General features: G+C 66.9%; 21 protein-coding genes. 11 read left to right on the top strand and 10 right to left on the bottom strand.

The features are described 5' to 3' along the window. Window positions 1-67: 67 nt before the first annotated feature. Window positions 68-613 (bottom strand): TetR/AcrR family transcriptional regulator, encoded by a 546-nt coding sequence (locus I1A62_RS28420; RefSeq protein ID WP_124391931.1) that lies wholly within the window; start codon window positions 611-613, stop codon window positions 68-70. 341 nt (window positions 614-954) lie between these two features. On the opposite strand from I1A62_RS28420, the gene I1A62_RS28415 reads away from it, so the two are divergent. Next, a complete protein-coding gene (locus I1A62_RS28415; RefSeq protein ID WP_219455593.1) occupies window positions 955-1,443 on the top strand; it encodes a hypothetical protein in 489 nt (162 codons plus the stop codon). A 164-nt stretch (window positions 1,444-1,607) separates the two neighbouring features. On the opposite strand, the gene I1A62_RS28410 is transcribed toward I1A62_RS28415, so the two are convergent. From I1A62_RS28410 to I1A62_RS28400, 3 genes are all read right to left on the bottom strand, one after another. Further along, window positions 1,608-2,423 carry an IS5 family transposase gene (locus tag I1A62_RS28410; protein ID WP_219461493.1) on the bottom strand — a complete coding sequence of 272 codons (816 nt, stop codon included), beginning with the start codon at window positions 2,421-2,423 and terminating at the stop codon, window positions 1,608-1,610. 189 nt (window positions 2,424-2,612) lie between these two features. Then, entirely contained in the window at window positions 2,613-3,428 is an 816-nt protein-coding gene (locus I1A62_RS28405) for an IS5 family transposase (RefSeq protein WP_219461493.1), read from the bottom strand. Between the two features lie 512 nt (window positions 3,429-3,940). Beyond that, the gene (locus tag I1A62_RS28400) at window positions 3,941-4,570 is read right to left on the bottom strand and encodes a hypothetical protein (protein ID WP_124391928.1); all 630 of its coding nucleotides are present in this window, start codon (window positions 4,568-4,570) and stop codon (window positions 3,941-3,943) included. Window positions 4,571-4,961: 391 nt separating this feature from the next. On the opposite strand from I1A62_RS28400, the gene I1A62_RS28395 reads away from it, so the two are divergent. After that, window positions 4,962-5,675 (top strand): GntR family transcriptional regulator, encoded by a 714-nt coding sequence (locus I1A62_RS28395; protein WP_124391927.1) that lies wholly within the window; start codon window positions 4,962-4,964, stop codon window positions 5,673-5,675. A gap of 10 nt (window positions 5,676-5,685) precedes the next feature. Further along, window positions 5,686-7,137: a rifampin monooxygenase gene (rox, locus tag I1A62_RS28390; protein WP_219455592.1), complete on the top strand. Its 1,452-nt coding sequence runs from the start codon at window positions 5,686-5,688 to the stop codon at window positions 7,135-7,137. A gap of 87 nt (window positions 7,138-7,224) precedes the next feature. Here the strand turns inward: rox and I1A62_RS28385 are convergent, their stop codons facing one another. From I1A62_RS28385 to I1A62_RS28365, 5 genes are all read right to left on the bottom strand, one after another. Next, window positions 7,225-8,373, bottom strand: a complete 1,149-nt coding sequence (locus tag I1A62_RS28385) for an ABC transporter ATP-binding protein (protein ID WP_225858093.1) — start codon at window positions 8,371-8,373, stop codon at window positions 7,225-7,227. A gap of 12 nt (window positions 8,374-8,385) precedes the next feature. Beyond that, window positions 8,386-10,158: an iron ABC transporter permease gene (locus I1A62_RS28380; RefSeq protein ID WP_124391924.1), complete on the bottom strand. Its 1,773-nt coding sequence runs from the start codon at window positions 10,156-10,158 to the stop codon at window positions 8,386-8,388. A gap of 72 nt (window positions 10,159-10,230) precedes the next feature. After that, the gene (locus tag I1A62_RS28375) at window positions 10,231-11,022 is read right to left on the bottom strand and encodes an ABC transporter substrate-binding protein (protein WP_257890567.1); all 792 of its coding nucleotides are present in this window, start codon (window positions 11,020-11,022) and stop codon (window positions 10,231-10,233) included. Window positions 11,023-11,295: 273 nt separating this feature from the next. Continuing rightward, complete coding sequence (locus I1A62_RS28370) at window positions 11,296-12,180, bottom strand: amidohydrolase (protein WP_124391922.1); 885 nt, start codon at window positions 12,178-12,180, stop codon at window positions 11,296-11,298. Window positions 12,181-12,234: 54 nt separating this feature from the next. Then, on the bottom strand, window positions 12,235-13,140 hold the full coding sequence (locus tag I1A62_RS28365; RefSeq protein WP_124391921.1) for a hypothetical protein: 906 nt from the start codon (window positions 13,138-13,140) through the stop codon (window positions 12,235-12,237). Window positions 13,141-13,357: 217 nt separating this feature from the next. Here I1A62_RS28365 and I1A62_RS46590 point away from each other — a divergent pair, with 217 nt between their 5' ends. From I1A62_RS46590 to I1A62_RS28325, 8 genes are all read left to right on the top strand, one after another. Next, complete coding sequence (locus tag I1A62_RS46590) at window positions 13,358-14,299, top strand: SRPBCC family protein (RefSeq protein WP_257890566.1); 942 nt, start codon at window positions 13,358-13,360, stop codon at window positions 14,297-14,299. Further along, entirely contained in the window at window positions 14,283-15,137 is an 855-nt protein-coding gene (locus tag I1A62_RS28355; protein WP_219455590.1) for an HpcH/HpaI aldolase/citrate lyase family protein, read from the top strand. The genes I1A62_RS46590 and I1A62_RS28355 overlap by 17 nt, the downstream gene beginning before the upstream one ends. A gap of 30 nt (window positions 15,138-15,167) precedes the next feature. Next, window positions 15,168-16,226 (top strand): amidohydrolase family protein, encoded by a 1,059-nt coding sequence (locus tag I1A62_RS28350; RefSeq protein ID WP_124391918.1) that lies wholly within the window; start codon window positions 15,168-15,170, stop codon window positions 16,224-16,226. Beyond that, a complete protein-coding gene (locus tag I1A62_RS28345; RefSeq protein ID WP_219455588.1) occupies window positions 16,223-17,875 on the top strand; it encodes a thiamine pyrophosphate-binding protein in 1,653 nt (550 codons plus the stop codon). The genes I1A62_RS28350 and I1A62_RS28345 overlap by 4 nt, the downstream gene beginning before the upstream one ends. Window positions 17,876-17,918: 43 nt before the next feature. Beyond that, a complete protein-coding gene (locus tag I1A62_RS28340; RefSeq protein ID WP_219455586.1) occupies window positions 17,919-18,800 on the top strand; it encodes a hypothetical protein in 882 nt (293 codons plus the stop codon). Window positions 18,801-18,835: 35 nt separating this feature from the next. Beyond that, window positions 18,836-19,816 (top strand): 4,5-dihydroxyphthalate decarboxylase, encoded by a 981-nt coding sequence (locus I1A62_RS28335; RefSeq protein WP_219455584.1) that lies wholly within the window; start codon window positions 18,836-18,838, stop codon window positions 19,814-19,816. Window positions 19,817-19,847: 31 nt separating this feature from the next. Continuing rightward, on the top strand, window positions 19,848-20,699 hold the full coding sequence (locus I1A62_RS28330) for an amidohydrolase (protein ID WP_219455582.1): 852 nt from the start codon (window positions 19,848-19,850) through the stop codon (window positions 20,697-20,699). A 103-nt stretch (window positions 20,700-20,802) separates the two neighbouring features. Beyond that, window positions 20,803-22,029, top strand: coding sequence for an MFS transporter (locus I1A62_RS28325; protein WP_219455581.1), 1,227 nt, complete (start codon window positions 20,803-20,805; stop codon window positions 22,027-22,029). Here the strand turns inward: I1A62_RS28325 and I1A62_RS28320 are convergent. Then, window positions 22,026-25,280 (bottom strand): protein kinase, encoded by a 3,255-nt coding sequence (locus I1A62_RS28320; protein ID WP_219455579.1) that lies wholly within the window; start codon window positions 25,278-25,280, stop codon window positions 22,026-22,028. The genes I1A62_RS28325 and I1A62_RS28320 overlap by 4 nt on opposite strands.

Here is a 25,280-nt window from a genome sequence, read left to right as displayed (position 1 = left end):
ACTTCACTTGGGCGTGCTCAAACTAGACACCTCAAGCCAGATGTGTCAAGAAATACTGGGTCTGCGGTTACGCCGGCATCGCGGGCAGCAGCCAGCGGGTGAGAAACCGGCGCAGGTCGTCGTCGGCGTGGACGGCGTCGTCGTCGAAGAGGACCACCGACAACGCCAGCCGCAGCGCGATCTCCACGATGTCGTCCAGACTCGACTCCACACCGGGGTCGCGCTCGGCGAGCGGCGCGAGCAGTTCGCGCGCCACGGGTTTCGCGCGAGACATCATGCCCGTGTCGAACACCGGGTTGCCCCGTTCCGCCTGGAGCAGGGCGGCCAGCACCGGATGCGTGCGCACCGCTTCCCGGCCCGCGACGATGAGTTCGACGACGTACTCGCAGGTGGTGTCGGTGGCGTCCAGCCGGGAGCGGATCCCGCCCAGCACCTCGACGGCGAGACCGGAGATCGCCTGCGAGACCAGTTCCTCGCGTGAGCCGAAGTTGGAGTACACGGTCTGGCGCGTGACGCCGGCACCGCCGGCCGCCGCCGCGATGGTGACCCCGTCGAAGCCGTCGCTCGCGATCAATCCGAGCGTGGCGTCCAATATCTTCCTCCGCGACCGCATGCGCCCATTATCGAGCACGATTCCGATCGGCCCGGTCGCGACTGCTCGGCGCCTCGGCCGGGACCGCGGGTTCGGCGTCCACGTCGGCGGTGTGTTCCGACGGTGTTCTGCAACCAGCCAATCACGATGGTCGAGACCGGCGGTATCACCGTCACCCGCCGCGACAATCTGACCGCCCACCCTGACGGCGACTTCACCCGAGGCGAGACCTCCCGCGCCCGCTACGACCTCACTGAACTCGAGGCCGACGTCAACGCCCGAGAGGACAGTGAGACTCGTCGCGGGCTCGCCAAGGCCGGGTTCAATGGCCATGGCGGCGCGAAAGAGGTCGACACCTGGATTTGGGACGCACGTCTGACATCACTACCCGCATCATCGTCGAGGCGTTGGCGGACTCCACCGCGTCCATGGTCGCGATCTACCCGCAGTTCACGTCGGGCAGTCATCGGGTCGACACGTTCAAACTGCAGGCTTGGGACGTTACGTCACGTGCGTGGGTGATCAAGTCGTTCGAACTTCCGGTCGCCGACGGTAGCCCGCTGCTCCTTGTCCCGAGCGGCTGGGCGGGGTCGACGCTGCTGATGTCGGCGGGTAGGTACTACGAGACCAAGGTGCTTGGCTACGCCCAGCTCGAACGGGCAGTGCGGTCAAGCACTGGAAAGCTGGTCAAGACCCCGAAGGATCAGCTGATGAACGAACCGGGTCTCGGTCGTGGTCGTGTCACCAACCTCAACGTCACTCGGCGCGCGCACGAGAACGATGAGGATCTCATCGCCAAGTTCAAGCAGTTCGTCGACATGAAGTGGGTGCGCCCTACCGACGTGGCGTAGGTACCTGAGCTGAGGTTGGTAGGCGGATGGCAATCGCTTCCACCCCTCGACCTGCACATACCCGGGGCCGGCCGCGCAGCGGGCACGCTAAAAGGGCTCTCCACCTGCGTTGGCGAGCCCTTAGTGCAGCATTCTTAGAGCGCGTCTGAGAACTCTGGTTCGTGTCACGCAGTGCGGGCGAGTCGGCGTGACATGGTCGCGATCATGGCGATGTAGACGATGGCTTCGTGGTGGTCGAGTCTGGTCTCGTAGTCGCGGACGCATCGGCGATGTTTGCAGATCCAGGCGAAGGTCCGCTCGACCACCCACCGCCGGGGCAGAACCTTGAATCCTTTGACATCGTCGGTGCGTTTGACAACCTGAACCGTGAGGGACAGAACATGTTTCGCCCAATCGATTAGCCTGCCCGCATAGCCGCCGTCGGCCCAGACCAAAGAAATCGTCGAGCACTGGGCGCGCATCGCAGCCAGCAGCCGGACCGCGCCGTCCCGGTCCTGGATCCCGGCCATCGTCACCACGACCGCCAACAACAGCCCGCTCGAATCCACAGCGATGTGCCGTTTGCGCCCATTCGTTTTCTTGCCCGCATCGTATCCACGACTCGACCCGGGCACGGTGTCGGAACCCTGCACCGATTGGGAGTCGACGATCGCCGCGGACGGCAGCGGGTGGCGGCCGCCCTGGACCCGCACCCGATCGCGTAGCGCGTCGTGAATCCGCTGCCACACTCCTGCCCGGACCCAGCGGACGAAGATCGCGTACACCGTGGTCGCGGGCGGGAACTCCGTCGGCAACTGCCGCCAGGCGATCCCACCTCGAACGACATAGAAGATCGCATCAAGTACCAGACGGCGGCAGTGCTTTTCGGGACGACCACCACTGCCCGTGGTGTTGCCGGGTGGAGGCAGCAGTGGTTCAAGAATCGCCCATTGAGCGTCGGTCACCGACGATGACGAGTACACCGCGCACCGATGCCCGATCCCAGAATCCGGGGTAGGGCATGACGGACACAGTGCGATGAGCGATGATGGCAAGTGAACTCCTGGTCGGGTCGTGGCGTAAGCACCTACTGACCTACCAGGAGTTCACCCATTCCTCACCAGTCACACGCCGATCACCCCGAGTTTTCAGATGCGCTCTTAGAGCGCGTCTGAGAACTCTGGTTCGTGTCACGCAGTGCGGGCGAGTCGGCGTGACATGGTCGCGATCATGGCGATGTAGACGATGGCTTCGTGGTGGTCGAGTCTGGTCTCGTAGTCGCGGACGCATCGGCGATGTTTGCAGATCCAGGCGAAGGTCCGCTCGACCACCCACCGCCGGGGCAGAACCTTGAATCCTTTGACATCGTCGGTGCGTTTGACAACCTGAACCGTGAGGGACAGAACATGTTTCGCCCAATCGATTAGCCTGCCCGCATAGCCGCCGTCGGCCCAGACCAAAGAAATCGTCGAGCACTGGGCGCGCATCGCAGCCAGCAGCCGGACCGCGCCGTCCCGGTCCTGGATCCCGGCCATCGTCACCACGACCGCCAACAACAGCCCGCTCGAATCCACAGCGATGTGCCGTTTGCGCCCATTCGTTTTCTTGCCCGCATCGTATCCACGACTCGACCCGGGCACGGTGTCGGAACCCTGCACCGATTGGGAGTCGACGATCGCCGCGGACGGCAGCGGGTGGCGGCCGCCCTGGACCCGCACCCGATCGCGTAGCGCGTCGTGAATCCGCTGCCACACTCCTGCCCGGACCCAGCGGACGAAGATCGCGTACACCGTGGTCGCGGGCGGGAACTCCGTCGGCAACTGCCGCCAGGCGATCCCACCTCGAACGACATAGAAGATCGCATCAAGTACCAGACGGCGGCAGTGCTTTTCGGGACGACCACCACTGCCCGTGGTGTTGCCGGGTGGAGGCAGCAGTGGTTCAAGAATCGCCCATTGAGCGTCGGTCACCGACGATGACGAGTACACCGCGCACCGATGCCCGATCCCAGAATCCGGGGTAGGGCATGACGGACACAGTGCGATGAGCGATGATGGCAAGTGAACTCCTGGTCGGGTCGTGGCGTAAGCACCTACTGACCTACCAGGAGTTCACCCATTCCTCACCAGTCACACGCCGATCACCCCGAGTTTTCAGATGCGCTCTTAGAGGTCGCGAGCCTCGGTCGCCTTGTCGACCTTGTTTTGCATGGTTTCTTGCTTCAGGCGAGGATCCGACGATGCTTTCACCCGGGGTGCCCTGGCCTTCGGCTGCGGATCAGTGGCGGTGGGCTGGGCTGGCTCTGCCCCTCCCGGTGACGCTTCACTTTGATTCTTCGCCACGGCGCTCAGTCTCCTTCTGCTCGATGTACCGCTTAGCCCGCGCGACCGAGCCTTGGTCACCGTCGAGATTGCCGACCAGATTTGGGTCCGACCTCAGCCGCACCCTCGGTGCAGCCTTAGGCGCGCGTTCAACGTGGGTTGATTCACTCATTGCGCCTCCTCGGCTACGCGTCGATCTAGTAATTCAGAATAGCCCCGATGAAGAGGACCAATACCGCAAGAGGAAGCAAGAGGGTAGCGCCCTGCAACAGCTGGCCCTTCCGTCGAACTCGACCTTCCTCCTCTTTGAACAGATCCGCCAAAGTGGACAGTGTGTTGAATCTGGTCACCGCCGGGTCCTCCAACGCATACCCCTCGAGCAGTTCGACCGGGGAGAGCGTGTTGGCTGTGCCAGGAAAAATAACAGCCCCGGCCAATGCGCCGGCCAGGACAGCGAGAACGCCCCCGACAATCCCCCAGCCATGCAGATGGTCGATGTCCCGGAATACAAGCCCGACAATGACACCGGCAAAACCGAGTAGCACCCCTCCTCGTTGGTCCATGCTCGTGACACGTCGTTCCTGTGAATCGACCGTTCTTTCAATGTATCCCTCGATAAGCTCGAGCGAGGGGTAGCTTCCAGGGTCAATGTAATCCTCGGTGGGAGGCACCTCGGTGTATACCGCGAGAGCGCTAGCTCGTGGGAATAAGCGTGTCCAGACCATCCAGATGGCCGCTACAACTCCACCGGTGACTACGACGACCGCCATGATGTCTATCAAGGCTGCTTGCTCGAGTAGATGCGCGAGGAGTCGCAGCGGATCCATCTAGCGATCATCACCTACGGAAGTCCATTGGTGGCCATTGTCGGCGCGTGTCGTGCCCGCACTTGGGCCCGAGCGCTTCCGTCAGCTGCTTGCGCAGCACAGTTTTGCGCCTCATCGAGCACCGCCACCTGAGGCGTCTGCAGGCGATCACCGGAAGTCCCTTGTGGTCGGTTGATGCAACCATGCAGACATCGGACGGGGGTTGAAATTGTGCAACAATAGTGCACGTCAGTACGGACCTGATCACCTCAGGAAGGGAAGATTTTCATGCCCCCGAACCGCGTTCGCAACGAGCGCTCGACACGATACATTCGATGTTGTTGTACAACATGACGGGTGAGGCTCCGATGATGACGATGCTCACTCCTCCCGGCGAGTCAGGTGACACACGATGGTGCTAGCTGCGGGCGCAGACCCGGACAACGAGGGCGGCCCCGATGCGGGCGCCAACCGGACGTTGCAGGCGTATCACGATCTGCGCGCCCTGATCCTCTCCGGTCACTACGAACCGGACTCCCGCCTCACCGAGTCGGGACTCACCACCCAACTCCAGGTCTCGCGCGGGACGATTCGCTCGGTGCTGGCGCGCCTCGCACAGGAAGGCTATGTCACCACCGAGGCGAACCGGAGCGCGCGCACCCGGTCGTTCTCGGTGGACGAGGCGATCGAAATTCTCGAGACCCGCGCTGTCCTGGAGTCGGCGCTGGCGGCGAAGGCGGCCGAACGCGCCACCGAGGCGGACATCGCCGCGATGACCGAGACCTGTAAGCGCATGTGGGACTTGCAGGTACCCGGTGGGCGCGAGGAATACTGGAATCTCAACCGCAAGTTTCACGAACAGGTCAAGCAGGCGGCACGGCAGGCCACGCTCACCAGGTTCGTCGACAGCCTGCTCTATCCGCTCGTCGTGCAGCAGTACCGCGACGCGGACCGCCGCGCGAACCCGCGCACCGACTCCGTCAGGGAGCACGAGGCCATCCTCGCGGCGATCGTCACGCACAACCCGGAGTCCGCCGCCGCGGCGATGCGGCATCACCTGTCGTCGGCCCGGCGAGCACTTCAGCTGAACTTCCCGACGTCGGACGACCAGCTGCGGAAAGGATGAACGGGGTTTCATGACTGATGTGATCATCGCCGGCGGCGGACCGACCGGCATGATGCTGGCCGCCGAATTGCGGTTGCACGGTGTGGACGTGCTGGTGCTGGAGAAGGAGACCCAGCCGAACGAACAGGTCCGTTCGCTCGGTCTGCACGTGCGGAGCATCGAGATCCTCGACCAGCGCGGGCTGCTCGAACGGTTCCTCGAGTACGGCAAGCAGTACCCGGGTGGCGGTCGCTTCGCCGGCATCGACACACCGTGGCCCGAACATCTGGACACCGCGCACGCCTACATTCTCGGCATCCCCCAGCCGGTCACCGACCGGCTGCTGGCCGAGCACGCCGCCGAACTCGGAGCCGACATCCGGCGCGGCAGCGAACTGGTCGGCCTGAGCCAGGACGCCGACGGGGTGACCGTCGACCTGGCCGAAGCCGGGTCGAAGACAGGGTCGCTCGGCAAGCAGGTGCGTGCGCGCTATCTCGTCGGCTGCGACGGCGGCCGCAGCACGGTCCGCAAGCTGCTCGGCGACGGATTCCCCGGCGAACCCGCAAAGGTCGAGTGGCTACGGGGTGAGATGGAGGTGACCACTCCGCCGGAGGAACTGGCCGCCATCGTGGCCGAGGTCCGCAAGACCCACAAGGGGTTCGGCGTCGGTCCCGCCGGGAACGGCCTGTACGGGGTCGTCGTCCCCGCCGAGAAGGTCACCGAGGACAGTACGGTCCCCCCGACGCTCGACGAGGTGAAGCGGCAGCTGCGCGCGTTCGCCGGCACCGACTTCGGTGTCCACTCACCACGCTGGCTCTCCCGCTTCGGCGACGCCACCCGTCAGGCCGAGCGCTACCGGGTCGGACGAGTGTTCCTGGCAGGCGACGCCGCGCACGTGCACCCGCCGCTGGGAGGTCAGGGCCTCAACCTCGGGATCCAGGACGCCTTCAACCTCGGGTGGAAACTGGCTGCCGAGATCAACGGCTGGGCACCGGTCGATCTGCTGGACAGCTACCACTCCGAACGGCACCCGGTGGGCGCCGACGTACTGAACAACACGCGCGCGCAGAGCGAGCTCATGTCCACCGAGCCGGGCTCCCAGGCCGTGCGCCGTCTGGTGACGGAGCTGATGGACTTCGAGGTCGTGAGCCGGTACCTGATGGAAAAGGTCACCGCCATCGGGATCCGCTACGACTTCGGCGACGGTCACGAACTGCTCGGCAAACGGCTCCGGGACGTCGGTCTCGGGAGCGGGCGCCTGTACGAGCAGATGCACCGCGGCCGCGGACTTCTGCTCGACCGGACCGGTGGGCTCTCGGTCGGCGGCTGGGCGGATCGGGTCGACTCCGTCGACGATGCCGACGCCGAGTTGGGCGCGCCGGCCGTGTTACTCCGACCGGACGGCCACGTGGCCTGGGCCGGCGACGACCAGGCGGGACTCGACACGCAACTGTCGCGGTGGTTCGGCGCTCCCGTCGGCTGAACACTGGCGGTGAGGACCTCCTCGATTCGTGAGGAGGTCCTCGGCCGACTCAGGACAACACGCCGGCCGCACGTTCCCACGCGCCGGTTACGACCACAGCGCGACCGTCCATGCCGGGTCCAGGACGACGGTCACGTCGTCGCCCGGGTGAGCACGGAGATGCGCGTCGGCGTGAGCACGGAGCGACACATCCCCGACGGTGACGACCATCTCCTGGCGGTCGCCGAGATACTCCGTGGTCACGATGCGTCCCGGGAACCGATTGGGGCCGTGGGTTTCCCCACCCTCGGGGATGATGCGGATGTTTTCGGGCCGGATGCACACGAAGATTTCCTGGCCGGGTGTCGGCGGGGTGGGTGGCGTGGTGAAACGCTCACACCGCACCACCCCGACGGTCGTCTTGGCGTCGACGACGCGGTCGCCGGAGCCCGCCGGCCGGTCGAGCACGCCGGGGATGAGGTTGGCGCTGCCGACGAAGTCGGCCACGAACCGCGTCGCCGGCGAGTCGTAGATCTCGCTCGGTGACCCGATCTGTTCGACCCGGCCACGGTTCATGACCACGATCGTGTCGGACATGGCCAGGGCCTCACCCTGGTCGTGCGTGACATAGATGGTGGTGACGCCGAACTTCTGCTGGAACGAGCGCAACTCGGCGCGCAACTGTGAGCGCAGCTTGGCGTCCAGGTTGGACAGCGGCTCGTCCAGCAGCAGCACCTCCGGCTCGCACAGCAGCGCACGGGCCAGTGCCAACCGCTGCTGCTGACCGCCGCTGAGCTGGGTGGACCATCGGTCGGCGTACTCCGACAGGCCCACCTGTTCGAGCATGGTTCGGACGCGACGCTCCCGCTCGGCGCGAGGGTACGTCTTCCGGCCGTATTGCAGGGGAAACGCGGCGTTGTCGAACACCTTCATGTGCGGCCAGATTCCGTAGGACTGCGGCACCATCGCGATCGGCCGGACGTCGGGAGAAACGTCGCGCCCCGCCGCTGCGGAGAAGACGGCCTGACCGTTCATCCAGATCTCGCCGCTGTCGGCGGTCTCCAGCCCGGCGAGGCAGCGGAGGGTGGTCGTCTTGCCGCACCCACTGGGCCCCAGCAGGGTGAAGAAGCTGTTCTGCGGCACGGAGAAGCTGACATCGTCGATGACGCGGGTCACCTCGCCGCTGTGTGGGCGGGTGAAATGCTTCTGCAGGCCGGAGATCTGCACGGAATGGTCGGAACCAACGAGGGTTTTCATGTTCACGGCACCTCAGATGTGTTGTTGGAAGCCACGGCGGTTGACCCACCAGACGGAGACGGCGGACAGGGCGAGCAGGAGGACCGCGAGGGCACTGGCCTCGGGATAGTTCGCGCTTTCACCGATCATGTCCCACAGCAGCACCACGACGGTGCGGTTGTCGGAACTGGACAGCAGCAGCGCGATCGGAAGTTCGCCCAGCGAGTTGGCGAACACCCACAGCCACGTGCTCGACACCGCGGGAGCGACGAGCGGGAAGACCACCCGGCGCAGCACGACGGTGTTGGACGCACCGCTCACGCGGCCCACCTCTTCGAGTCCCTTGTCGAGCTGCAACAGTGCCGTCTGAATCATGCGTGATCCGCGCGGGATGTAGCGGGTGGTGAACGCGATGATGATGATCCAGATCGTGCCGTAGATCGGGATGGGCAGGTACAGGTAGAGGAACAGCACCGCCATGCCGAGCACGACGCTGGGGATGGCGAAGACCAGGAAGGACAGATCGAACAGGCCCCTGCCGAGGCGCCCGGCGCGGGTCGAGGCCAGCGCCAGCCACAGGGCGAACCCGGCCGTCAGCGTCGCCGTGATCAGGCTGATCACCAGGGTGTTGACGACCGCGTGCGTCAGATTCGGGTTGGTGAAGATCGCGCCGTAGTTGGCGAGGCTGAGCGCACCAAGGTTGTCGAAGTTGATCGGCTGCAGGTACGGGGTCAGGCTCGTCCACACCAGGGTCAGGATGGGCACGATGATCGCGACGAGAACGTAGAACGAGACGATGCCGGCGACCGGGATGCGCCACGGCCCCAACCGCACCGGTGTGGACCGGTACCCCTTGCCGCCCACCACCTGGAATCGGTGGGACTCGCGGGTCTGACGCCGGTAGACGGCGATCATCACGAGGGACAGCAGGACGAGCATGATGCCGTAGGCACTGGCCTGGCCGTAGTTGGCCAGACCCGACGGCGGCTGCAGGGACGCCTGGATGAGACTGCTGAACACGAAGATCTGGTCCGGCATTCCGAGGATGGCCGGGATCGCGAACTCCTCGAGCGCGATGACGACGAGCAGCATGCTGGCCGCGGAAATCCCCGGCATCGTCAGCGGCAGAACCACTTTGCGGGTTCGCGTCCACCAGCCGGCACCCGACGTGGCCGCGGCCTCCTCGAATTCGAGGTTGAGCCGGGCGAACGTCGGCGCGAGCATGATGTACATGCCCGGGACACCGAAGATGCCGGCCACCAGGATCATGCCCGGCAGCGAGTAGATGTCGATCGAGAGCCCGAAAACTCGCTCGATGACGATGGCGATCGGGCCGTTGGTGGGGTTGGCGGCCAAGACCCAGGCCACCGCCATGACCGTGGCAGGCACGGCCATGGGGGCCAGCGTGCTCGGTGCGAGGAAACGGCGACCGGGGATGTCGGTCCGCTCGAACAGGTAGGCCAGGCTGACGCTGACGACCAGTGCCAGTGACACGGTGCCGACCACGAAGACGAACGAATTGAGCGCAACGTCGACCAGGCGCTTCGAGGAGAAGACCGCGGCGAAGTTGGCGAGCGTGAACCCGGAAACCTGGAAGGGCAGCTTGGTCTCGCTGTCCTTGAGGCTGCTGAACAACAGCATGCCCAGGGGGAAGAGCATGAGATAGGCGACGATCGCGCCGATGGCGATGTTGACGCCGACCAGGACGCGGTCCCGGCGCTTGGGGTGGTGTACGTCGTCGGGCTGAGGGCGTACGTCGTCGGGTCGAGGGCGTACGCCGGTGGAGAGCTGGGTGCCGGACTGCATCGCTGAAGTCTCCAAGGGTGAGGGGATAGAGTTTGCCGCCCGTCACGGGCAGCGGTGCGGCGGTGGGAGCCGTCAGTTGACGTTGGTGCCCAAGGCCTCTTCGACCTCGGGGAAGAAATCTGAGAACTGTTCGTACTGCGCGATGTCGGTTTCGCTGAACCATTCGACGCCGGCGTCACACAGGGCGCCGATGACACGGTTCGTGGCGGCGTCGGTGCAGTCCGTGTTGGTGGGAATGACCGAGTTGTACGTGTCGACCAGTGCGGACTGGCCCTCTTCGGAGGCGAGGAAGGCGGTGAGCAGGCGACCCGCCGCCGGGTGCGGTGCGCCGTCGGCCACGAACAGGTAGGACTTGTTGGCGTTCGTGGGGCCCACCGGTGCGACGGCGACCGGCGCGCCCTTCGACTCGTCCTCGAGCACGAGGTTGATGAGGTCGGTGCCGACCGGTGTCTGACCGGACACGACGAGTGTGTGGGCCTGCGTCGTGTTTTCGGTGTAATGGGGATTCAGCTCAGCCAGCCGGGACGCGTAGTCGAGACCGGCGTCGGCACCGAGGGCCGGGTCCTGGGCCCACACGGTCATGAAGGACCCGCGCGACTCGACGCTGAGTTTTCCGCCGTTCCATCGCGGGTCGAGCAGGTCGTCCCAGCTCGCGGGCACATCGTTCGGGGCCAGGGCGTCGGTGTTGTAGGCCCAGACCTTCGGTACCGCCCACACGTAGACGAAGTCGTCGGCGAAGATCTGGTCGCTGGGCACCTCGTAGGATGCCCAGTCGACCTTCGCCGCCATGGACTGCGACGGCAGGACCGTGAGTCCACCTGCGTTGGACACGTCGAACGTCACCCGGTCGGCGGCCTGCTCCACGTTGAGCTGGGTGACCAGATCCGGTGCCTTCTTGTGTGTACCGGACCTCGATCCCCGGGTATTTCTTCTCGAACGCGTCGATCGCCGGCTTCATCTGAGCCTCCGGCTTCGGCGCGAACCAGACGACCTCCCCTTCGGCCTTGGCCGCCTGGTACAGCTCGTCGAGGTTCTTGGTGTCCGGAACGGGCGGCGGACCGCCGCAGGCGGTCAGGACGACGGCGACTGCCATGACCGAGGCCATGCAGAGCCTGCGCCGAAAGCGCTTCATAGCGATCAACATTCCTTCGCGGCGGTGGTGACGGAGCTGCCCTGGGAGAGCCCGTACAGCCGGCCGGCGGTGCCGCCCGCGATCAACTCCAGGTCGGATGTGTCGAGTGACGGCAGCTGCTCCCTGATGAGGTCGGCCAGCTCCGCCAGCGATCCGGCCGAGGCGGGGAAGTTCGAACCCCACATGACGTGGGCCGCGCCGAACTCCTCGATCAGCGTGCGGACCAGCGGTGCCGCGGATCCGCTCTCGCGCTGCGCGCGGAGTACGGCCGGCGGCGTGATCTTGATGAACACGCGGCCCGTCTCGCTGAGCTGGGGAACTCCGTCCGCGCTCGGGTACGGCGCGGAGTCCAGTTGCGGTCGGCCCGCGTGGTCGAGGATCGCGATGAGTCCCGGGTACTGCTGGAGGAGCCCGGCGAGGATCGGAGCGTGCTGGGCGTGCATCTGGATGCAGACCGGCACCCGGCGGTCGGACAGGAACTGCCAGACCGGCGCCATGCGCTCGTCGTCGAGTCCGCGGCCGGGTGTCGGGACGGCGGTCGTCCCATCCGCGGCCCGGATGCGGACCCCCGAGAAGCCGCGCTCGTCGATCCAGTGGTGGAGGTCGTCGACCACCTTCGGGGAGAGGAAATCCACCGAGCACACCCCGCTGAGGCGGTCGGGGTGCCGTGTGAGCTGGTCGGCTACGTAACTGTTGTCGAATCCATACACCGTGGAGGCCTGGACGACGACCAGGTGGTCGACGTCGGCGGCGTCGGCGGCGCGAAGCAGACCGTCGATGTCGGTGGGCCGTTCCTGCGACCAGGTGGACCGGTGGCCGCCGAGCGGGTCTGCGGGGTAGGCATCGGTGTCGGGCGAAATGATGTGGGTGTGTGTGTCGACTGTGAACATCAGTACCTCACGACTGGTTGGTGGTAGCGGGCGGAAAGTGGCGAGCGAGCGCGCTCAGACGAGGTCGCCGAGGTGCCGGGTGAAGTCGTCGAGGAGTTCGGCCACCGTCACGGGTGTGCGGATGACGTTCTGCTGCAACGCGTAGTCGATCGCGATCTGCAGACCTGCGACGAGCTCGTCGGTCACTCCGAAGCGGAGGGCGCGCACGCGGGGACCGGGCTCGGTTTCGGCGGCCTTGCGCGCCTCGATCCGGTCTCCGAAAGCCTGGTAGAGCGCCGCTACCGTACGAGGTTCGGCCTCGAGGAGGTCCCGCCGGACGGTGAGCACGTGGTTGATCGGCACCGTCTTGTGCCGGGCGCCCCATGCCTCCTCTGCCTCCCGCCAGTTCGGGATGATCGGCACCAGCGGCCCCTGCGCCCCGTCGAGCGCCGGCGGACCGAGGACCGCGGCCACGACGTCGCCGCGCCCCAGCACGTCGAGCACCTTGCCCGTCGTGCGCTCGACGTTCGGCGGCTCGACGTAGCTGGCGACGTGCGGCTCCTCGGTGGTCACCCAGGTGACCTCCTTGGCGTCGACGCCGAACTCCTCGTGCAGGATGCCGCGCACCCACAGGCCGGTCGTCTGGCTGTAGGCCCGGACCGCGACCCGCCGGCCTGCCAGATCCGCCGGGCTGATCTCGGCCGAACCGGGCCAGCGGGTCAGGGAGTGGTGGTGGAAGTCGCCGCTGAGTACCACCGGCAGAAGCGCGATCGGGGCGCCGGCCTCGCGGGCCTGCAGATAGGTGGCGATGGCCAATTCGCTGAAGTCGTACCGGAGCTCACGCACCATGGGAGCGAACGCCTTGTAGATCGGATCCGCTGCCGCGAGCTCGACGGGATGCCCCTCGACGCTGAAGCCGGGTTCCGCGAGGAACGCCGTGTGCGGGTAGGACTTCGCCGCGATGGACAAGGTTGTGGACATGAATACAACTCCTCTGTTGCGTCCGAACCCGGGGAGTGCATGTGGTGTGCCTCCGAACCCGGGGAGTGCACTGGTGACAGTGCGCCGATGCCGTCATTCGACCGATGGGTGATCATCGGTTTTGTCTTACGGTTTCGCTCAATTTACGCGGGAGTGACGCCCATTACAAGCCTTTGAGGCTCAGATCGTCTAACAATTTTGCGGAAGCCGGGTCGAAGTGGGCGACGAAGGCACCGGGTTCGCGTCCGGCGGCGCGATCACGCTGGGAAGATCCACCCTCGGCTCACGATTGTTCTACAAGATGAATCCGATCGAGCTGGGATTGATGGGCAATCCGGTGTCGGCAAAACAAGTTCTTGCTGTTCGCTGTGATCCGCTGCTAGTCTGGCGACAGAAAGTTGTTAAACAATCTGAGAGCCGACCGGGGAGACTCGGATGCCGCCAGAGCCATCTGGTGACCGGCCTGCTCGCTGCCGGCGAGGGCACGCCCTCCGACACCAGCTCGCTGATCGAGTCTCGCGAGTTTCCCCGAAGCGCCACAGTGGTCTGTGGTGGCTGTTCACGATCGCCAAGCGAGGACACAGTTGTGATAAAGATCGACGAAGCAATCGCCGTACCCGCACCACCGGGGCGGGTGTGGGAAGTCATTTCCGACCCCACCGAGGTGGTGTCGTGCATCAACGGTGCCGAACTCGGACAATTCCACGACGACGGCTCGTTCGACGGCACGCTGGTCGTGAAATTCAGCGCGATACGGGTGCGATTCGGCGCCCGGATGTCGCTGGAGCTGGACGAGCCCGCCTGGGAGGGAAGACTTTCGGCGCGTGGACGGGACGGGCAGGGCGCGACGCGGTTCACCGCGCACGCGAACTTCCGGATCACCGAGGACCACGCGGGCGGCGCACGGGTGCAGGTGACCGGCGAGGTGGCCCTCGCGGGCAAGCTCGCGTCGGTGATCGAAGCTGGCGCCGGCGCCGTGGTGTCCCGGATGACCAACGACTTCACGGACGAACTGGTGCGCCGGTGCGCCGGGGACACCGCGGTCGTGCCGGCGCCGAGCCGGCCGACCGTGTGGGCCCGCGTGCGCGCCTGGTGGCTCAGGACCATTCACAAGCGACAGAGCGAGCAGAGCGGAGTGGCAAGTGGCAAGACTCAATAGTGTGATCGGTGCGCTGGAATCGGGGCAGCACGCCTTCGCGGCGTTCGCTGCTCCCGAGCCGGCGGCAGCGCTCGACTTCGCGACCAGCGACTACGACGGTCTGGTGTTCGAGGCCGAGCACAAACCTTGGGACGCAACGACGTTGCGGGACAGCCTGCAGTATCTGCTCAACCGGCGACGGATATTCGAATCGGGCACGCTCGCCCCGTCGCCCACTCCGCTGATCCGGGTTCCCGTCAACGGTGCCGAACAGGGCCAGTGGCACGCGAAGCAGGCTCTGGACCTCGGGGCGTACGGAATCGTGTGGCCGCACATCAGCCGGGTCGAGGAAGCGCGCAATGCGGTCGCGGCGTGCCGGTACCCCCGTCTGCCGGGCGAGGGGCGGTACGACCCGCCGGGCCTGCGCGGCGACGCGCCTGCGGCCGCCGCACGGTACTGGGGCCTGTCGAACGACGAGTACTACGCGAAGGCCGACGTGTGGCCGCTCGCCCCGGAAGGCGAGATCCTCGTCGTGATCCAGATCGAGGACCAACTCGGCATCGAGAACCTCCCGGCCATTCTCGAACAGGTGCCCGGAATCGGTCTCATCCTCATCGGTGAAGGCGATCTCAGCCAGGAACTGGGCGTGCCCCGTCAACTCGACCACCCGCTGATGGTCGAGGCCAGGAGCCGGATCGTGAAGATCTGTCACGAACACGAAGTCGTGGTCGGCCACCCGCACGTGACGACGAGCAACGTCGAGCAGGTGCTCGACGAGGGCTACCGCTTCCTCATGTCCGCGCCGGTGCGCAGCTATCCCGGCCTGGAACTGGGCCGCAAACTCACCGGTCGCTCCTGACCCCGAACACTCACCTGGAGAAAAACCTTCATGATCATCGACTGTCACGGCCACTTCACCACCGCGCCACCGGCGCTCGGACAGTGGCGCGAGCGCCAGATCAAGGCGTTCGAGGATTCGGGCGCGCGCGTCTCACCCGAGACGCTGCACATCAGCGACGACGAGATCAAGACCGCAATCGAACAGGGGCAGCTGAAGCTCCAGATCGAACGCGGCACCGACCTCACGGTCTTCTCCCCCGGCGCGGGAAAGATGGCCCACCACTACGGCGACGAGCAGACCAGCCTGGTCTGGTCGCAGGTCAGCAACGACCTCATCGCCCGGGTGTGCGGCCTGTTCCCCGATCGTTTCGCCGCGGTGTGCCAGCTCCCGCAGTCGCCCGGCGACGCGCTGGCCTCGTCCATCCGGAACTCTGCCGCGGAACTCGAGCGCTGCGTCGAAGAACTCGGATTCGTCGGCTGCCTCCTCAACCCGGACCCCTCCGACGGGTACTGGCAGGCGCCGCCGCTGACCGACCGGATCTACTACCCGCTCTACGAGAAGATGGTGGAACTGGACGTGCCCGCGATGATTCACGTCGCGATGTCGCGTAACCCCGCGATCCAGGGCACCTGCGCGCACTACCTCAACGGCGACACCGCCGCCTTCATGCAGCTGTGCCAGTCGGACCTGTTCACCGACTTCCCGACGCTGCGGCTGATCCTGCCGCACGGCGGCGGCGCGGTGCCCTACCACTGGGGCCGCTACCGCGGGATGATGCAGGACCAGGGCAGGCCCCCTCTGGAGGAATCGTTGCTGCGCAACGTCTTCTTCGACACCTGCGTCTACCACAAGCGGGGCCTCGAACTGCTCACGGACATCATCCCCGCCGAGAACGTGCTCTTCGCCTCCGAGATGATCGGCGCCGTTCGCAGCGTCGACCCGGAGACCGGGCGCCGCTTCGACGACACCAAGGCGCTGCTGGACTCCATCGACTCCATCAGCGACGCCGACCGGCACGCGATCTACGGCGGCAACGCGCTGAAGGTGTTCCCGCGCCTCGCGAGTCACGTCCGGAACCACCACAAGCAAGAAGAGGTTGCGCAGTGAAGGTCTACGAAGCGCTCGCAGCAGCGTTCGCCGCCGAGGGCACCACGGATGTGTTCGGGATGATGGGCGACGCCAACATGCACTGGATGAATGCCCTGGCCACCCGCGGGACGCGCCTGTACGAGGTGCGTCACGAGGGTGCGGGTCTGAGCATGGCGCACGGGTACGCCCGCGCATCCGGCCGGCCCGGTGTCGTGACGACGACGAGCGGGCCCGGTACCGCGCAGCTGGCCACGTCGATGATCGTGGCGAGCCGTGCGCGCATCCCACTGGTCGCGTTCTGCGGGGAGACGCCGCTGGGTGACGAGGGCGCCGTGCAGTACCTCGACCAGCGCCGGTTCGCCGCCGCGATCGAGTGCGAGTTCCTTCAGGTGACCAAGGCCGAGTCGGCCGCAGAAGTGGTGCAGCGAGCCTTCTACCTGGCCCGCACCCAGTCCCGTCCGGTGATGATCAGCGCCCCGTTCGACGTGCAGCTGCAGGAGTTCGAGGACGACATGCCGTACGTCCCGTCCACCGAGTTGCTCCGGGCCCCGAAGCTGCTCCCACACCCGGACCGGATCCAGCAGGCGTGCGAAATCATCGGGGCGAGCAAACGAGTGGTGATCGTCGCCGGCCGGGGCGCCCGCAACGCGGACGCAGGCGAGCAGATCCTCGCGCTTCAGCGTCGAACCGGCGCCCTGCTCGCCACCACGCTGCAGGCCAAGAACTGGCTCAGCGGCGATACCGAGTATCACGTGGGGATCGCGGGACTGTTCGGGAGCAGGCTCGCGATGGAGCTGCTGCAGGAGGCCGACTGCGTGGTGTCGGTGGGCGCGAGCCTCAACCACTACACCATCGAGAGCGGATACCTTTTCCCCGAAGCCCGGTTCATCCAGATCGACACGGCGCCGCACCTGGTGATGGGAAACGGTCAGGTCGCCGACTGCTACATGCAGGCCGACGCGGTCACCGCCCTCGATGCTCTGTCGGGCGCGCTGGGTGTTCGCGGTATCGAGATGGAGGGCTTCCACACCCCCGAGGTGCACGGCCGGCTCACGGCCCCGCTGATCGACCCCGCCGAGTTCCGCAGTCAGCCGGGCCTGCTCGACCCGCGCGAGGCGATCTCGGTGCTCGACGCCGAACTTCCCGGCGAGATCGGGCTGGTGCTCGGCAGCGGACACCAGACTGATTTCGGCACCATGCTCTTCCAGCGGTCCCGCGAGATCACCTCGAACTACGGCATGTTCGGCGCCATCGGCCAGGCCCCGCTGTTGACCATCGGCACCGTCGTCGCGAACGGCGGCAAGCCGACGTTCGTGGTCGAAGGCGACGCGAGCTTCCTGATGCACCTGTCGGAGTTCGAGACCGCGTGCCGCTACGGGCTTCCGGTGCTCGTGGTCGTCATGAACGACGAAGGCCTCGGCGCGGAGTACCACAAGGCGAAGGCGAAGGGTCTCGACCCCGAGCTCGCCGTCATCCCCACCCCAGAACTGGGCACGGTCGGGAAGGCACTCGGCGGCGGCGGCGCCACCGTCCGCACGACCGACGAACTGCGCGCCGCGCTGGCCGAGTACGTCCGGAACCCCCGGCCCACCGTGATCGACGTGCGCATCACCCGCGACGTGCTCAGCGTGCCCTACCGGCGCATGCAGTACGGCGAGGACGTATGACCGCGCGGGGACTGTTCACGACCAACGAAACGAGGACTCGTCAATGAAAATCGTATTGGGCAGAGACGATCTCGCTGCCGTGGCCGTCGAGGGGGCCGCGGCCGCCGGTGCCACGCCCGAGCGTCTCGACATCCGGCCCGTGCACAAGGCATCGCGCGGTTTCGTGAACGATGCGTCGGCGGACGTGTGTGAGCTGGCCGTGGTGACGCTGCTGCAGGCGGCCGCGTACGACAAGCCGGTGGCGCTGCTGCCGATCACCATGCTCGGCCGGTACCAGCATCAGACCCTGGTGACTCTGGGCGAAATGGGCGTCGACGGTGTGCGGGGCCGGAGCGTCGGCGTGCGCTCGTGGAGCCAGACCACCGGGGTGTGGCTGCGCGGGTTCCTCAGCGAGCAGTACGGCCTCGATCTGTCCGAAGTGGACTGGCACACGTACGAGGGCGGGCACGTCGACGGGGCCACCGACCCGGCGTGGGTCACGCGCGCCCCCGAGGGCGCCAGACTGCAGGCCGACTTCCTCGAAGGCCGGCTCGACTACGGGATCATGGGCAACGAACTGCCCTCCGACGACCGGATCCGCACCGCCATTCCCCACGCGCTCGCGGTCGCCGCCGAATGGGCTGCACGCAAGGGTTTCGCTCCGATCAACCACGTGGTGGGGTTCAGCGCGGCGGCCGCCGACGAGGACCCGAAGGCCGTACTCGCGGTGTACGACGCGCCGGCCGAGGCCGCCGCGACTACCGCTCCCGCGGCGGGTCCGGTGAACCTGAGCCCCGTCGGGTTCGACGGTCTGCGCGGGCCTGTCACCGACGCGGCCCGCTACGCCTACGAGCAGGGGGTGCTGCCGCGCCGCGTCGAATTCGACGAACTGGTCGATCGCACCTGCGCCGCGCTCGGGGTGACCGCGTCCCGGCTCGGCGGCTGAACCACTCGCTCCTTCTGGAATACGAAAGGCTGAACATGAACACGCTCTCGGTCGCACTCGGCGACTACCAGCACGTGCAGGCCCTGCTGGGCGGCGACGTCACGGTGAACGGCTACGACGTGAAACCGGTCGAGGTCAGCCCGATCATCGGCGCATACCGCCGGATGATCCGCGATCTCGAGTTCGACGTGTGCGAACTCGCGCCGACCTCCTACCTGATGGCATTGCAGGCCGGCGTTCCGCTCACCGGTATCCCGGTCTTCCTCAACCGCCGCTTCCACCACGCCGACGTGCAGTGCGGTTCGGCGTCGGGAATCCGCTTCCCCGCCGACCTCCAAGGCAAGCGGATCGGTGTCCGCGCGTACACGGTGACCACCGGGGTGTGGATGCGCGGCATCCTGCGCGACGAGTACGGCCTCGACATCGACACCGTGAAGTGGGTCGTGGACGACGACGACCACATCGAAGGCCGTGCTCCCTCGAACGTCGAGCGCGTCACCGACGGCCGCTCGCTCGGCGAGTTGCTGCGGGCCGGCGAGATCGACGCCGCATTCAGCGGCAACGCCGGCACCGGACGTGCGGGGGCACCGCGGGCCGGGTGGTCGGCGGCGGCCGAGCAACCCGCGGTCGAGGACGGGCCGTACCCGCTGTTCCCCGACCACGAGGTGCTCGCCACCGACTGGTACCTGCGCACCGGGATCTATCCGCTGCACTCGGTGATCGCGATCCGCAGCGAACTCGTCGACCGCGACCCGGCGTTGCCCACCGCCCTGTATGCCGCATTCGCCGAGAGCAAGCGCCGTCAGATCGAGGCTGATCCGCAGTGGTCGGCGCTGCCGCGACTGGGCAAGCAGGCCAAGCAGATCCAGGGCGATCCGATCCCCTACGGTCTCGACGCCAACGACGCGAGTGTGCGCGCGCTCGTGAAGTACTCCCGGGACCAGGGTCTCCTCGACCCGGACTTCTCCACCGATCCCCACCAGGTGTTCGCCAAGGGCGAGTACCCGGACGCCTGAGCCAGCCCACCGAACGAGAAAGGTGTAGACCTTGGACATCGTCGACACCCACTGCCACATCATCTCCGACGACGTGACCCGCTACCCCCGGGCCCCGATCGGCGGAACCCAGTCCGGTTGGGCGACCACCCGCCCCGTCACCGCCGACGACATGGTCGAGCGCATGGACGAGGCCGGGATCGGGCAGGCCGTACTGGTACAGGCGACAACCGCCTACGGCTACGACAACTCCTACGTCCTCGACAGCCGCGCGCAGCGGCCGGACCGGTTCATCGTGGTCGGCACCGTGGATCCATTGCGGCCGGACGCCGCCGACAACCTGGAGGCGGCGGTCGGCGAAACCGGCCTCGCCGGAGTCCGGCTGTTCACCAGCGGCAGCACGGTACCCACCCAGGGCGAGTGGTTCGCCGCGCCGGAGACGTATCCCTTCTGGGACAAGGCCACCGAACTCGGAGTCACCGTCTGCCTGCAGATGCGGCTCGGACCGGCAACCGAACAACTGCATCTTCTGCTGCGCCGGTTCCCGAAGGTCCGCGTGCTGCTCGACCACATGGGGTACCCCGACATTGCCGCCTCACCCACCGATGCCGGTGAGACGGTGGCGGAGTTGGCTGTTCACCCCGCCCTGCACTTCAAGCTGACCCACCGCAACCTCGAACGCCTGCACGACGCCGGCACGAAGGCTGCAGGTTTCCTGGATCCGGTGCTCGAAAGCTTCGGAGCGAACCGGATCGCGTGGGGCTCCAACCTTCCCGCCGCGGAACAGTCGCTGCCCGAACTCGTCGCCCTCGCGCAGGAGGTGCTGGCCGACGTGCCCGAGCCCGAACGCCGCGAGATCTTCGCGGGCACGGCGCGACGGCTGTACCCCGGCCTGGCCGGATAGGTACTACTCGCGAGAAACCGCGGGTCTCGCCGGGTGTTCGGTTCCTTCGAGCCGAACACCCGGCCTGTTCAGGATCGCCAATGGAAGGGAGCACACGACGCCGATGACCGTCCTCTCCGGCCTCCGCGGGCAGACCTTCGCGTCGCTGCGCACCAACAACTTCCGCCGGTACATCACCGGACAGACGATCTCGCAGGCCGGCAAGTGGATGCAGACCATCGCCCAATCATGGCTCGTCCTCGAACTTTCCGGCGCCGCCACCGCAATCGGTGCGGTGATGGCGTTGCAGACCGTGCCGATGCTCCTCGTCGCCCCGTATGGCGGGGTCGTTGCCGATCGGGTCGACAAGCGGCGCCTGATGATCGCCCTGCAAACCCTGATGGGGGTGCAGGCACTGGTCCTCGGAATACTCACCGTCATCGGGACAGTCCACCTCTGGCACGTCTACGTCCTCGCACTCGCGCTCGGCCTGCACCAGTGCTTCGAAACTCCGACGCGCCAATCGTTTCTCCTCGAGATGGTCGGGGCCGACCAACTTCGCAACGCCGTCAGCCTGCAATCGGTGCTCACCTCCACGGCCCGGATGGTCGGCCCTGGCGTCGCCGGGATCGTCATCGCCGCCGGCGGTGTCGGTCTGTGTTTCCTTCTCAACGCCGCAAGTTTCGTCGCGGTCGTGATCTCCCTGCTCACTCTCGATGTCTCGCAGCTCAATCCGTCACCACCGACGGTCCGGGCTCGCGGTCAGCTCCGCGAAGGGCTTGCGTACGTCCGGCAGTCCTCGGAACTGACCGTACCGCTGACCATGATGGCGCTGGTCGGCTGTTTCGCCCTCGAATTCCCCGTCGTCCTGCCGGTGATCGCCGACCAGACCCTCGACGCCGGGCCGGGCGCCTACGGCCTCCTCACCGCCGCGATGGGAGCGGGATCGGTCGTGAGCGGGCTCGCTGTCGCAACCTGGGGCCGTACCGGAACCGGGCCGCTCGTCATCACCGCGACGGCGTTCGGAGCCGTTCTCCTCCTCGCCGCCGTCGCCCCCACTCTGTGGGTCATGCTGGTCGTCATGGTCTGCGTCGGAGCATGCAGTGTCGCGTTCAACTCGACGACGAACAGCACACTGCAACTCGCCGCCGCACCGGACAAACGCGGACGGGTCATGGCCCTGTTCGGCATGGCATTCATCGGATCCACCGCGGTCGGCGGGCCCATCACCGGATGGGTGTGTGAGCAGTGGGGCGGACGCGCAGGACTGCTTCTCGGGGCCGTCGCCTGCCTGATCGCCGCGGCAATCGGCGCACTGCGTCCGAGAGACCGAACTCGGCCACCGACCTAGCCGTGCGCCTGCTCCACGACCCAGGCCGCGACCTGGGTGCGGGACGTGAATCCCAGCTTGGCCAGGATGTGCTCCACGTGGCCCTGGGCGGTGCGTGGTGAGATCACGAGGCGGTCGGCGATGGCCTGATTGGTCAGGCCTTCGGCGATGAGGTCGGCGACCTGGCGTTCCCTCTTGGTCAGTCGCGTCGGTGCATCGGTGGCCGGTGTGGAGGTGCCGGGCTGCGCTTCGTGGAGGGCGTAGGCGATGGCCGCGTCGAAGCCGAACCCTTCACCTTTGCGCTGGGCCGCCGCGAATGCTGTGCCCCCGAGTTCCTGCCGGGCCTTCGCGGCGAATTCCGTCTGGTAGACGATCAGATTGGAATGGATGACCGCGGCACTGCCCACCGACCTCGCCAGCCATTGCGCGGCTCCCATCAGCACTGCGCCCCGAGTCGGGTCTCGTCTCTCGCACGCGATCCAGGCCAGCGCTTCGACGGCCGCGGCGGCGAAGCGGGGGCTGTGCACCTGCCGCGACAGCTCCAGCGATTCCTCCAGATATCGCACTGCGCGATCGGCAGAGCCCTGTCGCCACACCGCAATTCCCAAGGCCCACAGCGAATGCGATCGGTACATCTTCTCGCCGTACTTTTCCGTGATCGCGAGGACCCGCTCGTGATATTCGACGGCTCGCTCGGTCTGGCCGGACAGTCCGTAGGCCAACCCGAGAAGATAGAGCACGTTCGTCTCGAGTGTGCGATCCCCGCGCGTGCTGAACTCCGCGAGTGCAGTTTCGAGGTGCGTGCATGCATCTGAAAGGTCCCCGCTGTAGAGGGCCAGCGTTCCGTCGGCGAAGGAGACGAACGCGCGCATCATGGGATCGCTCGTGTGCCCGGTGAGGTTCCGCGCCTCCGCCACGAGTCCGGCCCCCGCCTCGAGATCGCTCTGCACGTTGGCCATCACGCTGGCGCAGTAGAGCGCCCTGATCCGGTCGACCGTCGGTTCTCCGGGGTAGCGGGCCAGCAGGTCGGAGAACCAGCGCCGCCCCTCGCTGTACAGCCCCTGGGAGGTCCAGAACCAGCGGAGTGCGGCGGCGGTGCGCAGGCCGGCGGTGGGATCGTCGTCGACGCAGAACTCCAGTGCCTCACGGAGGTTCGGTTGCTCCCGCTTGAGGCGGGCGATCCAGTCCAGTTGCCGTGCGCTGATCCACTCGGCCTCCGCGGTGAGTGCCAGCGCCTCGTACCAATCCCGGTGCCGGCGACGCAAAGTCACGGTCTCGCCGGTCTGCTCGAGTTTCTCGTAGCCGTACGCGCGGAGGGTCTCGAGCATCCGGAACCGCACCACCGACCCGCGCCCCTCCCGGATCAGGATCGACTTCTCCACCAGGGAGGTCAGTGTGTCGAGCAATTCGTCCGGGCCCAGTCCGTCGCCGCAGACCTGCTCGGCGGCATCGAGTTCGACGCTGCCGGCGAAGACCGCCAACCGTCCCCACATCAGTTGCTCACCGGCGGTGCACAGTTCGAAACTCCAGTCGATGGACAACCGCAGGGTCTGCTGCCGCGTCGGCGCACCGCGGCTGCCGCGGGTCAGCAGGGTGTAGCGGTCGGTCAGACGCCCCAGGATCTGCTCGGGCGACATCGCCCGCAATCGGGCGGCGGCCAGTTCGATCGGCAACGGCAATCCGTCGAGGCGGTGGCAGATCCCCGCCACCGCCGCCGCGTTGTCCTCGGTGAGCGCGAAACCGGGAACCGCGGCGGCGGCGCGTTCGGCGAACAGGTGCACCGCATCGTATTTCGGTAATCCCCGCAACGACGGCCTGCGATCGGGATCCGGCACGGCCAGCGGCGGCACCTGCAGCACCGCTTCCCCGCCGATGCCGAGGGATTCGCGGCTGGTCGCCAGAATCCGCAGCGCCGGGCACACCCGCAACAGCGTCTCGGTCAGCTCCGCCACCGCGCCCACCAGGTGCTCGCAATTGTCGAGGACCAGCAGCAGTTCCCTGGAGGCGAGGAACTCGATCAGCACCTCGCGCAGCGGCCGCGCCGAATGGTCCCGCACCCCCACTGCCGCGGCCACCGCGTCCACCAGCGAAGACCCGTCGCGTAGTTCACCCAACTCGACCAGCCGCGCACCGTCGTCGTAGTCGCGTTGCACCGCCGCGGCGACGCGCATCGCCAGCCGGGTCTTGCCGACTCCGCCGATTCCGGTCAGCGTCACCAGCCGCGACCCGGCGAGCAGGTTCCTCGCCTCGGTGAGCTCGTGCCGGCGGCCGACGAAACTCGTCAGCTCCAACGGGAGGTGTCCCGCCACACCGCTCGCTGGTGCGGTGCCGCGCGGTCCGTGCCCTCGGTCGTGAACCTGGGCGTCGGGTTCCGTGCGGAGGGCCATATCGTCGACGGAAAGACCGCGATCGAGTTGGATCTGCCGCAGTTCCTCCCCGAAGTCGGCGGCCGTCGCCGGACGTTCACCGGGAGTACGGGACATCGCCCGGGCGATCACGTCGGCCACGTCGCCGGGGATCCCGTGCTCCCGCAGATCCGGCACCGGCTGGGTAGTGATCCGCAGGAACTGCGCGACCACCTGCTCCCCGCTGCGGCGTTCGAACGCGGCATGACCGGTCAGGGCACTGAACAGCGTGGCCCCGAGACCGTAGACGTCCGCGGCCGGGCTCGGCGGGTCACCCTGGAGGACCTCCGGCGCCGTATAGGCCGGCGACCCGGTGACTGTGCCGGTCGCGGTCTCGAAACCGCCGCTGATGTGGGCGATGCCGAAATCGGTCAACTCCGGTTCGCCGTAATCGGTGAGCAGGATGTTCGCGGGTTTGATATCCCGGTGCAGGATCCCGAGCCGATGCGCCGTCTCCACCGCGCCGGCGACCTTCACCCCCAGCCGCAGCACCTCGTCCAGTTCGAGGGGACCGTCCTTGCGGACCCGGGCCTCCAGCGACCCGTGCGGGTGGTACGGCATCACGATGTACGGAACTCCGCTGTCGGTGGCCCCGACCTGCAGGACGCCGACGATGTTCGGGTGACCGGTCAGCCGGCCCATCGCTCGCTGCTCCCGGAAGAACCGGGCCCGGTTCTCCTCGTCGAGATCGACGGTGAGCACCTTCACCGCCACCGTCCGCTCCAGGTCCGCCTCGGTGCAGCGGTAGACCACCCCGAAGCCGCCGCGCCCGATCTCCTCGGCGTCGTCGAAACCGGCCGTACTCAGCTCCGACGCCACCACGGGGACGACGTACCGCTGCGTGTCGAGCGGATCACCTTCACCCAT

Source organism: Rhodococcus sp. USK10 (genome assembly GCF_019378875.1).
Classification (GTDB): Bacteria; Actinomycetota; Actinomycetes; order Mycobacteriales; family Mycobacteriaceae; genus Rhodococcus_F; species Rhodococcus_F pseudokoreensis.
The sequence above is the reverse complement of the archived record's forward strand: the minus strand, read 5'-3'. Positions and strand labels throughout refer to the sequence as shown.